Raw genomic sequence first — 15,714 nt, 5'->3', positions numbered from 1 at the left:
TCATGGCGAGGAGCGAGGCGACGAAGCAATCCATCTATCCGTTATGCCGAACAATGGATTGCTTCGCTTCGCTCGCAATGACGAGAGAGATTTAGGAGACTTATCATGCTCAGAGAAATTCGCCCCGCCATCCTGGTGCTGGTCCTTCTGACCGCGATCACGGGCCTTGCCTATCCGCTCGCCATGACGGCGATCGCCGGCGTCATCTTTCCGAAGCAGGCGCAAGGCAGCCTGATCGAGAAGGACGGCAAGGTGATCGGCTCCGCCCTGATCGGACAGGAGTTCAAGGAGGACAAATACTTCCATGGCCGGCCGTCGGCGACGGTCGCGCCCGATCCGAACGATTCCTCCAAAACGGTGCCGGCGCCCTACAATGCGGCCAATTCCGGCGGCTCCAATCTTGGCCCGACCAGCAAGGCGCTGAACGACCGGGTGAAGGAGGACGTCGAGAAGCTGAAGGCGGAGAACCCGCCGGCCTCCGTGCCGGTCGATCTCGTGACCACGTCGGGCAGCGGGCTCGATCCCGACATCTCGCCCGACGCCGCACTGTTCCAGGTGCCGCGGGTCGCCAAGGCGCGCAGCATTTCCGAGGACGCGGTGCGCCAGCTGGTGACGCAGTATACGCAGGGCCGCCTCGCCGGCGTGATCGGAGAGCCCCGCGTTAACGTTCTCGCGCTCAACCTGGCGCTCGACGCGGTAAAGGCGAAATAGGGGAGTAGGCTGACTCTCTCGGGATGACTATATTGCGGTATGGCCAATCAGCGCCGCGACCCTGAAAAACGACCCTCGCCGGATGCGCTGCTGGAAGCGGCGCGCCGGGAGACCGATCGTTCGGGACGGTTGAAGATCTTTGTCGGGGCCGCTCCCGGCGTGGGCAAGACCTACGAGATGCTGCAAAACGCCCACGCCCGCCTCAAGGCGGGCGTCGACGTCGTGGTCGGCGTCGTCGAAACCCACGGGCGGGCGGAAACCGAGGCGCTGCTGAAGGGCCTCGAGGTGATCCCGCGGAAGCGGCTAAGCTACCGCGACCAGACCCTCGAGGAGATGGACCTCGACGCCCTGATCGCGCGGCGGCCGAAGCTCGCGCTGGTCGACGAGCTCGCCCACACCAATGCGCCCGGCAGCCGACATCCGAAGCGCTATCTCGACGTCGAGGAGTTGCTGTCGCACGGTATCGACGTCTTCACCGCCGTCAACATCCAGCATATCGAAAGCCTCAACGACGTGGTCGCGCAGATCACCCACGTCCGGGTGCGCGAGACCGTGCCGGATTCGGTGTTTGATCGCGCCGATGCCATCGAGCTGATCGACCTCACGCCTGATGACCTGATCCAGCGGCTGAAGGAGGGCAAGGTCTATGTGCCCAAGCAGGCCGAGCGCGCGCTGGAGCACTATTTCTCGCCCGGCAACCTGACCGCGCTGCGCGAGCTGGCGTTGCGCCGCACCGCCGAGCGGGTCGACGAGCAGCTGCTGACCCACATGCAGGCCAACGCCATCGCCGGTCCCTGGGCCGCCGGCGAGCGCATCCTGGTTTGCGTGAGCGAGGACCCGCGCGCCGCCGGCCTCGTGCGCTATACCAAGCGCCTGGCCGACCGGCTGCATGCGCAATGGACCGCCGTCAGCATCGAGACGCGGCGCAGCCTGCAACTGAGCGACGAGCAGCGCGACCGGCTGGCCGATACGATGCGGCTTGCGGAATCGCTCGGCGGCGAGGCATTGACGCTTCCCGGCGTCGGCCGCCGCATCGCCGACGACGTCATCAGTTTCGCCCAGGCCAACAACGTCACCCAGATCATCATCGGCAAGTCGACCCGCTCGCTCTGGTTCGAGATGACGCGCGGTTCCGTCGTGCACGATCTGGTGCGGCGCGCCGGAAATATCAGCGTCAACGTCATCGCCGGCGACGAGCTGCCCGTTGCCAAGGCAGAGGTGCATACTGCGGCGCGCGCCGAGCCGCTCAATCCGCGCCCCTATCTGTGGTCGCTCGGCGTCGTCGCCGCCGGCCTTGCGGTTGCTGAGCTGATCCAGCGCTGGCTGGGCATCGAGAACGTCGATCTGGTGTTCATCACCGCGGTGGTGGCGGTCGCGGTCCGCTACGGTCTGTGGCCGTCGCTGCTTGCGAGCGTGGCGGCCTCGCTGAGCTACAATTTCTTCTTCCTGCCGCCGATCTACACTTTCACCATCACCGACCCGACCAATATCGCGGCGTTCTTCTTCTTCATGCTGGTGGCATTGCTCGTCTCCAATGTCGCCGCGCGCGTACGTACCCAGGCCGACACCGCAATCGGGCGGGTTCGGACCACCGAATCGCTCTATGCGTTCAGCCGCAAGCTGGCGGGCACCGCGACGCTGGACGACGTGCTGTGGGCGACTGCCTACCAGATCGCACTGATGCTGCGGGTGCGCGTGGTGCTGCTGTTGCCCGATGACGGCGTGCTGACGGTGAAAGCGGGCTATCCGCCGGAGGACCAGCTCGACCAGGCCGACCTGGCTGCGGCGAACTGGGCCTGGGCCAATGATCGCCCGGCCGGCCGCGGCTCGGATACATTGCCCGGCGCCAAGCGGCTGTTCCTGCCGATGCGCACCGGACGCGGCCCGATCGGCGTGATCGGCATCGACGACGACCGCAGCGGGCCGCTGCTGACGCCCGACCAGCGCCGCCTGCTCGACGCACTTGTCGACCAGGGCGCGCTCGCGATCGAGCGTGTGCTGCTGGTCGAGGACATGGACCGGGTCAAGCGCACGATCGAGTCCGATCGCCTGCGCGGGGCGCTGCTGACCTCGATCTCGCACGACCTCAAGACACCGCTTGCCTCGGTGCTCGGCTCAGCCTCGACGTTGCGCGACCTCGGATCGAACCTGACGGAGGCGCAAAAGCATGACCTGCTGGCGACCGTGATCGACGAGTCCGAACGGCTCAACCGCTTCATCGCCAATCTGCTCGACATGACCAAGCTCGAATCCGGCGCGGTCGTGCCGAACACCGCGCGGCACAATGTCGACGAGATCGTCGGCAGCGCGCTGCGCAGGGCGGCCAAGATCCTGGTGCATCACAAGGTGTCGCTGGAGCTCGCGGCCGATCTGCCGATGGTGGAGCTCGACGCGGTGCTGTTCGAGCAGGTGCTGTTCAACCTGTTCGACAACGCAGCCAAGTACGCCCCCGTCGGCACCACGATCTCGGTCCGCGGCGCGCGCGACCGCGAGACGATCGCGCTGCAGATCATGGACGAAGGCAACGGCATTCCCGCTGACGAGCTCGACAGCGTGTTCGACAAGTTCTATCGCGCCGAGAAGGGCGACCATGTCCGCCCCGGCACCGGCCTTGGGCTGGCGATCTCGCGCGGCTTCGTCGAGGCGATGCGCGGCACGATCTCGGCAGCCAACCGCTCCGACCGGACCGGCGCCGTCATCACCATCCGCCTGCCGATCCCCGCCGACACCAACGCGCTGGACACTGCTGCATGAACGCAACGCCGATCAAGGTCCTGGTCATCGACGACGAGCCGCCGATCCGCAAGCTGCTGCGAATGGGGCTGAGCACGCAGGGCTATGACATCCTCGAAGCGTCCAACGGCAAGAATGCACTGGAGATGCTGGCTGAAGGACCGGCGCTGATCATCCTCGATCTCGGCTTGCCCGACATCCAGGGTCACGACCTGCTGCGCATGATCCGCGGCCGCAACGAGAACGTGCCGATCGTGGTGCTGTCGAGCCGCGGCGACGAGGCCGGAAAAGTGCAGGCGCTCGATCTCGGCGCCGACGATTATCTGACCAAGCCGTTCGGCATGGATGAATTGCTGGCGCGGCTGCGCGCGGCGCTGCGCCACCAGCTGCAGGTGCAGGGCGAGCGGCCGGTGTTCCGCTCCGGCGATCTCTCAGTCGACCTGGTGCGGCGGATCGTCAAGGTCGGCGACCGCGAGATCAAGCTGTCGCCGAAGGAATATGACCTGCTGCGCGTGCTGGTGCAGCACGCCGGCAAGGTGCTGACCCACCGCTTCCTCTTGAAGGAATTGTGGGACGAATTGACCGACGCGCAATATCTGCGGGTCTATGTCCGGCAGCTGCGCCAGAAGATCGAGGCCGATCCCGAGCGTCCGCAATTCGTGCTGACCGAGACCGGCATCGGCTATCGGCTGCGCGCGGGCGACTAGCTTCGGAACCTTCGCTCCGATCGAGGCTTGTTCTCCCTTATCGGGAGAGAAGCCATGGCAAGAAAATACTCGCGGAAGGCGTCTGATGATGTCGAGCGTGTGATGAAGAAGCGCAAGGCCGGGACGCTGCGCAGCGGCCGCTCCAAGAAGAAGGTGACGAGCCGCAAGCAGGCGATCGCGATCGGCCTCTCGGAAGCGCGTGCCGAGGGCAAGAGGGTGCCGAAGAAGGCGTCCAAGAAGACCGCCAAGACGCGGAAGACGGCCAAGAAGCGCAAGGTCGCGAAGAAACGGTAGAGATAGCCGACCCGTCCAGCCGTCATTGCGAGGAGCAAAGCGACGAAGCAATCCATCTTTCCGCACGCGCGGAGAAATAGATTGCTTCGCTTCGTTCGCAGTGACGGGGAGGGAGTTCAGCCCGCCTTCCGCCGCCGCGCGCTCGAGCGATGCGCCTTCTTCGCCGCACGGCGGTGCGACGTCGGACGTCTTGGGCTCGAGGCCTGTCGCAGCGTGCCACCCTTGCGGTCCTTCAGGCTCTGCTTCAAGGCGTCCATCAGGCTCACCACATTGCTCTGCTTTTCCTCGCGCTCGGCGGCCTTGATCGGCTTGCCGGCTGCCTTGCGGCGGACCAGGGCTTTGAGCGCGGCCTCGTATTCGTCCTTGAATTTCGACGGGTCGAAATGTGCGGCCTTGCTGTCGAGGATGTGGCCGGCGAGCTCGATCATGTCCTTGGTCACCTTCGGGCTCTTGATATCGTCGAAATAGTCGTCGGCGTCGCGCACCTCATAGGGGTAACGCAGGGTGGTGCCGAGCATGCCCTTGTCGAGCGGCTCGATCGCGATCACGTGCTCGCGGTTGGTCAGCACGATCCGCGCCAGCGCGACGCGGTCCTGGTCCTTCATGGCGTCGCGGATCACCGCGAATGCGTCGATGCCGGCCTTGCCGTCGGGCCTGATGTAATAGGGGTGGTCGAGATAGCGCTTGTCGATCTCGCTCTCGGGCACGAAAGCGTCGATATCGATGGTGTGATTGCTCTCGATCTGGACCGCCTCGAGCTCGTCCTTCTCGATCTCGACATATTTGCCCTTGCTCACCTCGTAGCCGCGGCCCTTCTGGTCGCCCTCGACGATGTCGCCGGTTTCGGTATCGACCATCTGTTGCTTCAGCCGGTTGCCGGTCTCCCGGTTGATCATGTGGAAGCGGGTTTTCTCGACCGTGGTCGAGGCCGGATAGAGCGCCACAGGGCATGACACCAGCGAGAGCTTGAGCGTGCCTTTCCAGTAGGCGCGGGGAGCGGCCATGATCGTCTCCAAACAGCTTGAGTTTGGAACTTGAACGGATACCGTAGGTTTTGGTTCCTGACGGCCGCACTGGGGCGGCGGCCGCCGTTTGCGCCGAGGCCTGCACGTGTCGCTGAGAAACCTCACCACCTATCGCAAGAAGCGCGACTTCGAGAAGACCAGCGAGCCGTCGGGCGACGTCAAGGTCGCGCCCAGCAGGCAACGGCGCTTCGTGATCCAGAAGCACGATGCGACGCGGCTGCATTATGATTTCAGGCTGGAGTTCGACGGCGTCTTCAAGTCCTGGGCGGTGACGCGCGGGCCCTCGCTCGATCCGCATGACAAGCGGCTCGCGGTCGAGGTCGAGGATCATCCGCTCGACTATGGCGATTTCGAAGGCACGATTCCCGAAGGCCAGTATGGTGGCGGCACCGTGCAGCTGTGGGATCGCGGCACCTGGGAATCCGACGATCCCGAGCGCGGCTTCAAGAAGGGTGATCTGAAGTTCACGCTGCATGGCGACAAGTTGCATGGCAGCTGGGTGCTGGTGCGGATGAAGAACGACCGTTTCGGCGGCAAGCGCACCAACTGGCTCTTGATCAAGCACCGCGACGAGTATGCCGTGGACGGCAATGGCGAAGCGATCCTCGATGAGGACCGCTCGGTCGCCTCCGGCCGCTCGATGGCCGAGATCGCAGCCGGCAAGGGCCGCGCGCCGAAGCCGTTCATGCTGGCCAAGGGAAATGGGAAGGGAAACGGCAAGGCCAAGCCGACCATCAAGGCGGACGCGGTCTGGCATTCCAATCACGGCATGACCGCGGATTCGCGCGCCAAGACCAAGGCGCCGGCGCCCAAGGGAAAATTGAAGGCGCCGTTGAAGCAGCCGCCGCAGGCGAAATCGAAGCAGGTGGCAGATATGCCGGACTTCGTCGCGCCGCAACTCTGCGCCGCAGTCGAGAGTCCGCCGAATGCTGCGGGCTGGTGCCACGAGATCAAGTTCGACGGCTACCGCGTGCAGCTGCGGATCGCGGATGGCGAGGCCGTCCTGAAGACCCGCAAGGGACTCGACTGGTCCGACAAGTTCGGCGCGATCGTGAAGGAGGCCGGCAAACTGCCGGATGCCCTGATCGACGGCGAGATCGTCGCGCTCGATGCGAAGGGCATACCGCATTTTTCGGCGTTGCAGGCGGCGCTCTCCGACGGCAAGACCGATCAACTGATCTTCTACGCGTTCGACCTGCTGTTTGCCGGCCACGAGGATCTGCGCCCGCTGCCGCTCACGGAGCGTAAGGCGCGGCTCAAGGCGATGCTCGCGGCGCGCAAGGGCAAATACCCTCTGGTCCGCTATGTCGAGCATTTCGAGGAGCGCGGCGACGCCGTGCTGGAGTCAGCGCGCAAGCTCGGGCTGGAAGGCATCGTCTCCAAGCGGCTCGACGGCGCCTATCGCTCCGGCCGCTCCGACGACTGGACCAAGGCAAAGATCCGCGCCGGCCACGAGGTGGTGATCGGCGGCTGGAAGACCACCAACGGCAAATTCCGCTCGCTGATGGCGGGCGTTTATCGCGACGATCATCTCGCCTTCGTCGGCATCGTCGGCACCGGCTTCGGGCAGGACACGGTTCGCCGCATCATGCCGGCGCTGAACGCCGCAGCATCGGACACCAGCCCGTTCGGCGGTAAGGACGCGCCGAAGAAGACCCGCGACGTGCACTGGCTGAAGCCGGAGCTGGTCGCCGAGATCGAGTTCGCCGGCTGGACCGACGCCGGCAATATCCGCCAGGCCGCGTTCAAGGGCCTGCGCCAGGACAAGCCGGCGCATGAGGTCGAGGCCGAACGGCCGGTCGTAACCAGAGCGGTGAAGCCGATGGCGAAAGGGAAATCATCCGGTACGGTGATGGGCGTCGCGATCTCCCACCCGGACAAGGCGCTCTGGCCCGACGCCGGCGACGGCGCGCCGGTGACGAAGCTCGACCTCGCCAATTATTTCGAGGCGGTCGGCGAATGGATGATCGGCTATCTCAAGGGCCGGCCGTGCTCGATCGTGCGCGCGCCCGACGGCATCAAGGGCGAGACCTTCTTCCAGCGCCACGCGATGGCCGGCACGTCGAAGCTCTTGAAGCTCGCCAAGGTCTCCGGCGATCGCAAGCCCTATCTGCAGATCGACCAGATCGAGGGGCTGGCTGCGGTCGCGCAGCTCGGCGGCCTCGAACTGCATCCCTGGAACTGCGCGCCCGATGCTTACGACACACCGGGCCGGCTGGTGTTCGATCTCGATCCCGCGCCCGACGTCGCATTCTCCGACGTGATCGACGCGGCCAAGGACATGCGCCAGCGGCTGACCGCGGTCGGCCTCGAGAGTTTCTGCAAGACCACCGGCGGCAAGGGCCTTCACGTCGTGGCGCCGCTGCTGTCAGGGGCGCGCGACAGGGTGACGTGGAAGGAGGCCAAGGGCTTCGCGCAAGGGATCTGCCAGTGGATGGCGCAGGATGCTCCCGAGCGCTATCTGATCAACATGTCGAAGGCCAAGCGCACCGGAAAGATCTTCCTCGATTATCTGCGCAACGACCGGCTTTCGACTGCGGTCGCGGTGCTGTCGCCGCGGGCTCGGGCGGGTGCAACGGTATCGATGCCGCTGACCTGGGCCCAGGTGCGCGGCGATCTCGATCCGAAGAAGTACACGGTGCGGTCGGTGCCCGCGCTGCTCGCCAAGACCAAGGCGTGGGACGGCTATGAGGATGCAGCATCGTCGATCAAGGCGGCGATGAAGAAACTCGCGACGCGCTGAGAATCGTCACGACAAGCGACTTCGCCTCTCCTCGTCATACCCCGCGACCCGTCTTCGCCAAGGCTTCGCCGGGGCAGAAGGGCTGGGCCCGCCGAAGCTTTGGCGAAGGCGGCAAGCGGGGTATCCAGTACGCCGCGGCCTATCGATTCAAGCGCTGGCGTCTCTGGAATACTGGATCACCCGCTTTCGCGAAAGCGGGTGATGACAGGTGTCGATGCGGATAGTACGCAACATGCGCGCAGGCTACAGCCGTCCGAGCAGCAGCAGGATCAGCAGGATCACGATCACCAGGCCGAGACCGCCACCGCCGTAATAGCCGGTGCCGTAGAACGGTCCGCCGCCGATGCCGCTGAAGCCGCCAAGCAGCGCGATGACCAGAATGATAAGAATGATTGTTCCAATTGACATTGAGTCTCTCCTCAGCCCCGTGGGCTCACCGATCTCTGCCCTTCGGGTAGGGAAACAATCCGCAACTACGAAGGTTCCGGTTTCGGCGGTACGATAAAGCTGTGCGATCTTCCGTTTGGGTTGGAACAGAACTACATGAACGGAATCCGTGGAGGAGTGCACTGCGATGTCGGCTCCGCTTATCGTCTCGATTCCCCACAGCCTTGGTCGCGACGAGGCCGTGCGCCGTCTGAAGACCGGTTTGTCGCGCGCGGCGGCGAACGTGCCGGTCATGAGCGTCGAGGAGGAGCGCTGGGACGGCAACCGCATGAGCTTTCGCGTCCGCGCGCTGGGGCAGGTCGCCGCCGGGCATGTCGATGTCGAGGATAGCCATGTGCGGCTGGAGGTGACGCTGCCGTGGCTGCTGCAGCGGTTCGCCGAGGTCGCGCAGGCCGCCATCCAGAAGAGCGGACAGTTGCTGCTGACCAAGCGCTGAGAGGCGGCGCTAGCTGTGCGCGCGGGCGCGTTTTCGGACCTGCTTCGTGCCGGCCGCGGCTTTGACCTTCAGCACCGCGACCGGCAGCTTGGCGAACAATGTCGCGAGCTGAACTTTGCTGTCGCCGCCCGGGAGTGCGTATCCGGTCACGTCGATCTCGCCTTCAAAGGCTTCGGGGCGCGGCCAGCTGCGTCCGCCCTGCGTGAACGGCGCAAATGATCTGCCCACCGCGACGATGACCGCCGCGCGGCCATGGCGCCGTGCGAAGGCGATGACATGATCGCGGTGCGGACCGCCGACCGTGAGCGGCTGATAGTCGCCGCCGGTGAAGACTTCGGGCAGTTCGTTGCGCAATCGCAGCAGGTGCCGCGTCCACGCGAATTTCAGGCGGCCATCGCGCCAGCCCTCGGTCAGCGCGTCCCAGTCCGGAGTTTCCAGTGCGGCGAGCGTGTCCGCACGTTCGGCAAAGTCGACCGGACGGCGGTTGTCGGGGTCAACGAGCGATAGATCCCATCCTTCGGTGCCCTGGTAGAAATCCGGCACGCCCGGCATGGTCGCCTTCAGCGTGACCTGGCTGAGCGAGTTCAGCGCGCCGATCAGCGTGGTGCGCCGCGCCAGCGCGTCGAGTGCGTCGAGGAATTCGGGCGAGATATTGCGATCGAGGATCCGGTCGATGAAGGTCTTCACGCCGGTCTCATAAGGCTCGTGCGGATTGAGCCAGCTGGTCTCCTGCTTGCCTTCGCGGGCCGCCTTCAGCGCATAGGCCTGGATACGCGCGAGCAGCGAAGGATCGTCCGGGTCCCAGGCGCCGAGCAGGGCCTGATAGAGCATGTATTCGAACGTCGCCGATGGCGCGCGCATCTCGCCCTCCAGCACCAGGTGCGGTGCGTTTAGCACCTTCCAGCGGGCCACCGCGCTGGTCCATTCGCCGGGGATTTCCGCAAGTGCCATGATGCGGGCGCGCGCGTCCTCGCCGCGTTTGGTGTCGTGGGTCGCGGTCGCCGTCATGCCGTGCGGCCATTCGCGGGCGCGGGCCGCCATCATGGCGTGGAAGCGCTCGGGCGCGATCGCATTTGCGGCCGGATCGCCACCGACCTCGTTGAGCGCGAGCAGGCGGTGGTAGCGGTAGAAGGTGGTGTCCTCGAGCGATTTCGCCATCATCGGCCCGGTGAATTGCTGCACCTTCAGCGCGAAGCGCCGCACCCGCGGCGCGCTGTGCGGTGGCCGGCCGGGCTTCAGCAGGTCCATGGTCAGGGCGTCGCGCAGGAAGTCGAAGATGCCTTCGTCGGCGGCGAACCAGTCGGCGCGGGCGCGGGCGATGGTCTCGCTGATCAGCGCGCGGTCGTGCGCGGTCGGGCCGGACGCGGTGAGATAGGTGCGATAGACCGGAAAATGCAGCACGTAGAGCTCGAGCGCCTGCCGCAGGCTGTCGGCGGAGAAGTCGCGGGTCGAATAGTGCCCGCTGGCGATGCGCGCGACGAGCCGCGCCAGCACGGTGAACTCGCTGGTCAGCAAGGTCTCCAGCACGCGGCGCTTGGCCTCGCGCAGCACCGGTGTCAGGTTCGGCGACTGGTTGCTGATCTGGCGCCAGATCTCGTTGAGCGGATCGAGGCCGCTGCCATCGACCAGCACCTGGCTGATCGTGTTCATCCATTCATAGCCGGTGGTGCCGTGCACGCCGGCAAACCTGGTCAGCTTCTCGTCCTCGCCGAGGATCTTCTCGATCACCATGTAGAACGGCCTGGCCTTGTCACCTTGCGCCGAGCGGATCAGGCGCCGCAGCCGCTGGAAGTACTGCGCGGGATCGCGCAGGCCGTCGATATGGTCGAGCCGCAGCCCCTGCAGCCGGTCTTCCGCAATCAGCCGCTTCACCAGGCTATGACTTGCCTCGAAGGTCGCGGCGTCCTCGACCCTGAGGCCGGCCAGCGTATTGACGTCGAAGAAGCGGCGATAGTTGATGTCGCTGGAGGCGAGCCGCCAGTGGCCGAGCTTGTAGTGCTGGCGTTCCAAGAGATGATGCAGCGCCAGCGTCTGGGTGGAGCGGTCTTCGCCGGCACGATAGGCGTCGAGCCCGCGCGCGATGATCTCGGCGCCGCCCTCGATCGCCTTGATCGCCGCCTTCAGCGTCGGCGCCTCCTTGCGGTTCGGATGGCGCAGGCCGCGGTAGCGCGCCGCCAGTTCGACCAGCGCGCGCCCGGCCTGGCTGTCTTCGGCAGCGGCCTCGCGAACGATGGTCCGCAGCACCTCGCCATAGCGTTCAGGTGCAATCGGCAGGCGGTGCTCGAAATACCAGGCGGAGAAACCGCCTTCGCTTGCGTCGTAGCGCAGCGCGATCTCGCCGCGCTCCAGCGCCAGGCCATAGGACGAGCCGAGGATCGGCAGCAGCACGCCGCCGCGCGCGCGATAAGGCAGCTGGTCCCAGTCGATGTCGAAGGAGACCGCGTGCGGCGACTGCGGTCCCCATTCCAGCACGTCGAGCCACCACGGATTGTCGGCAAAATGCACGCCGACATGGTTCGGCACGAAATCCAGGATCAGGCCGAGGTCGTTCCGCTTCAGCGCATCGCTGAACCGCGCAAAACCTTCCTCGCCGCCGAGTTCCGGATTGAACTTGGTGTGGTCGACGACGTCATAGCCATGGCTCGAGCCCTTGCGCGCCTTCATGAACGGCGAGGCGTAGACATGGCTGATGCCGAGCGCCTTCAGATACGGCGCCACCTGGGCTGCGGCATCGAAGTCGAAATCACCGGTGAGTTGCAGACGGTAAGTCGCGATCGGGATCGCCGGAGGCATTGTGCTATCCGATGTGCCAGCGCGCCGCCCAGCCGGGGAGGTTGCCGGACAACGCGCGGCCCCAGATCGCAGTTCCCTTCGGCTCCGGCGCGCCGGGTATGTCCCGATCGGACAGATTGGCGGTCAGCCACAGCGTGCGGCCATCGCCCAGCCGCCAATGCGCGGTCAGGAGATCACTCGTGACGCGGTCGCCGCCGAAGCTTGCCCCTGGGAGCCGCGGCGTGATCTCGCGCCGGCGTACGGCGAGCAGGTCGCGCACCAGCGCAAGCCGCGCACGCGCCGGATCATGGTCGAGCGCCGCCCAATCGAGCACGGCCGACTGCATTGTCTCATCAATAAGCGGATCGGGAATCTCGTCGCCATATTTGGCATAGGCCCAGGCGAACTCGCGGCGCCGCCCGGCGCGGACCGCATTGGCGAGGTCGCCGTTGAAATCGCAGAAGAACGGGAAGGGGGTCGTCGCGCCCCATTCCTCGCCCATGAACAGCATCGGCGTGTTGGGTGCGATCAGCGTGACCGCGAGCGCGGCTTCGATCGCCTCGGGTTTTGCAATGCTCTCGAGCCGGTCGCCCAGCGGGCGGTTGCCGATCTGGTCGTGATTCTGCAGGAAGTTAATGAAGCAGGTCGGTGACAGCGCGCCGCTCGGCTCGCCGCGGGCCTTGCCGCCCCAGAACTCCGATACTTCGCCCTGGTAGATGTAGCCCGATGACAGCGCGCGCGCGAGGTCCAGCTTCGGCGCCCGGTAGTCGCCATAATAGCCCTGCTTTTCGCCGGTCAGCAGCACATGCCAGGCGTGGTGGTAGTCGTCATTCCACTGTCCACGGAACTTGCCATCCGGCGGGTCCTCCGCATCATCGAGCAGGCTCGCGATGTTGTCGCCGTTTTCGAGCACGAGGTTGATCTGGCGGCCGGTCTCAGCCGCGAGTTGGCCGGCGGCTTTGCTGAAGTCGTGCAGGATGGAGATTTCGCCGGCTTCGACGATGGTGTTTACGGCGTCGAACCGCAGGCCGTCGAAGCGATAGTCGCGCAGCCAGCTCACGACGCTGCCGATCGCAAAGGCGCGCACTTCGGGCACGCGATAATCGATCGCGCTGCCCCATGGCGTATGCGCGTCGCTGAAGAAGCTCGGCGCATAGCGGCCGAGGTAATTCCCCTCGGGGCCGAAATGGTTGTAGACCACGTCGAGCATCACCATCAGCCCGCGCAGATGCGCCTCGTCGATCAGGGTCTTGAGGTCCTCCGGCCTGCCGTAGGCGCTGTCGGGCGCATACCACAGCACGCCGTCATAGCCCCAGTTGCGCTTGCCGGCGAAATCCGCCAGCGGCATCAGTTCGAGCGCGGTGATGCCGGTTGCCACCAGATGATCGAGCCTGTCGATCATGGCGCGATAGGTGCCGTCCGGCGTGAAGGTGCCGACATGGGCCTCGAGGATGACGGCCTCGTGCCACGGACGTCCACGCCACCCCGTCGCGCGCCATTTGAAGGCTGCGTGATCGATCACCTCGCTCGGGCCGAACACATCGTCCGGCTGGAACGCGGAGGCGGGGTCGGGCACGTCGACCTCGTCATCGATGCGGAATTTGTAGCGGGTTCCGTCGCGCGTGCCCGGAATCTCGGCGACGTACCAGCCGGCCGCATCGCGCGTGAGCGCGTGCGGCTTGTCCAGCAGCAGGTCGACGCGCTTCGCCGCCGGCGCCCAGAGCCGAAAGCGCGCGCCATCAGCGGTCAGTTCGGGTCCGAAATGCTGCGCGCTCATGCGGAGCCTGCAAATGCCAGCACCGAACGCGGCGGTGCGGTGGTATCGGCGCCGGCCGCAATCTGGTCACCGGTCTGCTCCGACTTCGTCGTGTTCAGAACCTGCTGCCAGCTCTTGTATTCGGCCATCCTCGGCATCCTGAACACGATCTCCTGCGGCGCGGCATTGAGCACGATAAAGATCGGCGCCTGTCCTTGTTCCATCGGCCCCAGCACGTAGGCGAGGAACCGGCTTTCCGGGAATTGCCAGTCGGATTCCTTCATCTCCTCCGCCGCCGGCGTCAGCCAGAGTACCCCGTAGCTGCCGTCGGCGCGGCGGCCGTCGAGCCAGCTCTGGCAGCGGATCTGCCCGAACCGCTGCCGCAGTGCGGTGAGATGACCGATGAAATCGATGACGTCGTCGTCCGTGCCGAGGTTCTCCCAGCCGATCCAGCCGGTCTCATTGTCCTGGCAATAGGCGTTGTTGTTGCCCCCTTGCGTGTTGGCGACCTCGTCGCCGGCAAGTATCAGCGGCGTGCCTTGTGCGAGCAGCAGGCAAGCCAGCGCGTTCTTCCGCAATTGGCGGCGCATCGCGATGATCGCTGGGTCATCGGTCGGGCCTTCATGACCGCAATTGTTGCTGTGGTTGTCGTTGGAGCCGTCGCGATTGTCCTCGCCATTGGCCTCGTTGTGCTTCTCGTTGTAGCTGAACAGGTCGGCGAGCGTGAAGCCGTCATGCACCGTGATGTGATTGATGCTGGCGCGGGTCGCGCGGTTGTCGTGGTGAAACAGATCCGAGGAGGCGGTCATGCGGCCGGAGATATCGCCGATCAGGCTGCCCTCGCCGCTCCAGTAGCGCCGCATCGCGCTGCGATAGCGGTCGTTCCACTCCGACCATTGCGACGGGAAGGCGCCGACCTGGTAGCCGCCGAGACCGAGGTCCCAAGGCTCGGCGACCATTTTTGCGGTCGCCAGCACCGGGTCCTGGCGGATCGCCGCGAGCAGGGGATGGTTGCGATCGAATCCGTTCGGCCCACGTGCGAGGGTCGTGGCGAGATCGAAGCGGAAGCCGTCGACATGGCAGACCTCGACCCAGTAGCGCAGTGAGTCCATCACCATCTGCAGCACGCGCGGATGGGTGAGGTTGACCGAGCTGCCGCAGCCGGTGAAGTCGTCGTAGAAGCGCGGGTTCTCGCGGTTCAGCCAGTAGTAGGAGGCATTGTCGATGCCGCGGAAGCACAGCGTCGGGCCCATGTGGTTGCCCTCGGCGGTGTGGTTGTAGACGACGTCGAGCAGCACCTCGATGCCGGCATCGTGCAGTCGTGCGACTGTCGTACGGAACGAGTCCAGCGCATTTTCCTGGGCGTAACGCGCCTCGGGCGCGAAGAAGGCGATGGTGTTGTAGCCCCAGTAATTCGAAAGCTTCTTCTCGACCAGGACGCGGTCGTCGATCAGGCCGTGGATCGGCAACAGCTCGATGGTGGTGACGCCGAGCCGCTTGAGATGGTCGATCATCGCAGGCGAGGACAGGCCGCCATAAGTGCCGCGCAAATTCGGCGGCACGTCCTCGCGCTTCTGGGTCAGGCCCTTGACGTGGGCCTCGTAAATGATGGTGTCTTGCCAGGGAACGTGCGGCCGGATCTCGCGGCGGCCCCAGTTGAAGCTCTCGTCGACCACGACCGCCTTCGGCATGCCGCGGGCGTTGTCGCGCCGGTCGAAGGAAAGATCCTCGCGCGCACTGCCGGTGCGATAGGCGAAATGCGCGTCGCTCCACACCAGCCGTCCGGCGAGCCGCTTGGCGTAGGGATCGAGCAGCAGCTTGTTGGCGTTGAAGCGGTGACCCCGTTCCGGCGCGTAGGGCCCGTAGACGCGGTAGCCGTAGAGCTGGCCCGGCGAGACGTCATTGAGATAGCAGTGCCAGACGTCCTCGGTACGCTCCGGCATCTCGATCCGCTCGAGCTCGCGGCGTCCCTGGCCGTCGAACAGGCACAGCTCGACCTTCTCCGCATTCGCCGAGAACAGCGCAAAATTGGTGCCTCTGCCGTCCCAGCTTGCACCGAGCCGTGCGGACGTTCCCCCGGTCAGACGCAT

11 protein-coding genes are annotated in these 15,714 nt (G+C 65.5%); 6 read left to right on the top strand and 5 right to left on the bottom strand.

The window, feature by feature from the left end:
* Positions 1-105 precede the first annotated feature (105 nt).
* From JQ507_25525 to JQ507_25510, 4 genes are read left to right on the top strand one after another with little or no spacing between them, the layout of a single operon-like run.
* Entirely contained in the window at positions 106-711 is a 606-nt protein-coding gene (locus JQ507_25525; GenBank protein QRI68266.1) for a K(+)-transporting ATPase subunit C, read from the top strand.
* Positions 712-750: 39 nt separating this feature from the next.
* On the top strand, positions 751-3,465 hold the full coding sequence (locus JQ507_25520) for a sensor histidine kinase KdpD (protein ID QRI68265.1): 2,715 nt from the start codon (positions 751-753) through the stop codon (positions 3,463-3,465).
* A complete protein-coding gene (locus JQ507_25515) occupies positions 3,462-4,151 on the top strand; it encodes a response regulator transcription factor (protein ID QRI68264.1) in 690 nt (229 codons plus the stop codon). Before JQ507_25520 ends, JQ507_25515 begins: the two co-directional genes overlap by 4 nt.
* A 54-nt stretch (positions 4,152-4,205) precedes the next feature.
* Positions 4,206-4,445, top strand: a complete 240-nt coding sequence (locus tag JQ507_25510) for a hypothetical protein (GenBank protein QRI68263.1) — start codon at positions 4,206-4,208, stop codon at positions 4,443-4,445.
* A gap of 116 nt (positions 4,446-4,561) precedes the next feature.
* Here the strand turns inward: JQ507_25510 and JQ507_25505 are convergent, their stop codons facing one another.
* A complete protein-coding gene (locus JQ507_25505; protein ID QRI68262.1) occupies positions 4,562-5,449 on the bottom strand; it encodes a Ku protein in 888 nt (295 codons plus the stop codon).
* A 106-nt stretch (positions 5,450-5,555) separates the two neighbouring features.
* Between JQ507_25505 and ligD the strand changes: the two genes are divergently transcribed.
* Positions 5,556-8,213 (top strand): DNA ligase D, encoded by a 2,658-nt coding sequence (gene ligD, locus JQ507_25500; GenBank protein QRI68261.1) that lies wholly within the window; start codon positions 5,556-5,558, stop codon positions 8,211-8,213.
* A gap of 243 nt (positions 8,214-8,456) precedes the next feature.
* Here ligD and JQ507_25495 read toward each other — a convergent pair whose 3' ends face one another.
* Positions 8,457-8,621, bottom strand: coding sequence for a DUF3309 family protein (locus tag JQ507_25495; protein QRI68260.1), 165 nt, complete (start codon positions 8,619-8,621; stop codon positions 8,457-8,459).
* 166 nt (positions 8,622-8,787) lie between these two features.
* On the opposite strand from JQ507_25495, the gene JQ507_25490 reads away from it, so the two are divergent.
* Positions 8,788-9,096, top strand: coding sequence for a polyhydroxyalkanoic acid system family protein (locus tag JQ507_25490; GenBank protein QRI68259.1), 309 nt, complete (start codon positions 8,788-8,790; stop codon positions 9,094-9,096).
* A 9-nt stretch (positions 9,097-9,105) separates the two neighbouring features.
* Here the strand turns inward: JQ507_25490 and treY are convergent, their stop codons facing one another.
* The 3 genes from treY to glgX are packed head-to-tail and all read right to left on the bottom strand — an operon-like array spanning position 9,106 to position 15,714.
* Positions 9,106-11,889, bottom strand: coding sequence for a malto-oligosyltrehalose synthase (gene treY / locus JQ507_25485; protein QRI68258.1), 2,784 nt, complete (start codon positions 11,887-11,889; stop codon positions 9,106-9,108).
* A gap of 4 nt (positions 11,890-11,893) precedes the next feature.
* On the bottom strand, positions 11,894-13,645 hold the full coding sequence (gene treZ, locus JQ507_25480) for a malto-oligosyltrehalose trehalohydrolase (GenBank protein ID QRI68257.1): 1,752 nt from the start codon (positions 13,643-13,645) through the stop codon (positions 11,894-11,896).
* Positions 13,642-15,714, bottom strand: a complete 2,073-nt coding sequence (gene glgX / locus JQ507_25475; GenBank protein ID QRI68256.1) for a glycogen debranching protein GlgX — start codon at positions 15,712-15,714, stop codon at positions 13,642-13,644. Before glgX ends, treZ begins: the two co-directional genes overlap by 4 nt.

The organism is Bradyrhizobium sp. PSBB068 (assembly GCA_016839165.1).
GTDB lineage: Bacteria > Pseudomonadota > Alphaproteobacteria > Rhizobiales > Xanthobacteraceae > Bradyrhizobium.
Note: the sequence above shows the minus strand (reverse complement) of the source record. Positions and strands in the feature narration are given on the sequence as shown.

Coding starts and splice junctions, on each gene's coding strand:
- JQ507_25525 (QRI68266.1), top strand. CDS start 106: ATGCTCAGAGAAATTCGCCCCGCCATCCTGGTGCTGGTCCTTCTGACC.
- JQ507_25520 (QRI68265.1), top strand. CDS start 751: ATGGCCAATCAGCGCCGCGACCCTGAAAAACGACCCTCGCCGGATGCG.
- JQ507_25515 (QRI68264.1), top strand. CDS start 3,462: ATGAACGCAACGCCGATCAAGGTCCTGGTCATCGACGACGAGCCGCCG.
- JQ507_25510 (QRI68263.1), top strand. CDS start 4,206: ATGGCAAGAAAATACTCGCGGAAGGCGTCTGATGATGTCGAGCGTGTG.
- JQ507_25505 (QRI68262.1), bottom strand. CDS start 5,449: ATGGCCGCTCCCCGCGCCTACTGGAAAGGCACGCTCAAGCTCTCGCTG.
- JQ507_25495 (QRI68260.1), bottom strand. CDS start 8,621: ATGTCAATTGGAACAATCATTCTTATCATTCTGGTCATCGCGCTGCTT.
- JQ507_25490 (QRI68259.1), top strand. CDS start 8,788: ATGTCGGCTCCGCTTATCGTCTCGATTCCCCACAGCCTTGGTCGCGAC.
- treY (QRI68258.1), bottom strand. CDS start 11,889: ATGCCTCCGGCGATCCCGATCGCGACTTACCGTCTGCAACTCACCGGT.
- treZ (QRI68257.1), bottom strand. CDS start 13,645: ATGAGCGCGCAGCATTTCGGACCCGAACTGACCGCTGATGGCGCGCGC.
- glgX (QRI68256.1), bottom strand. CDS start 15,714: ATGCGTCTGACCGGGGGAACGTCCGCACGGCTCGGTGCAAGCTGGGAC.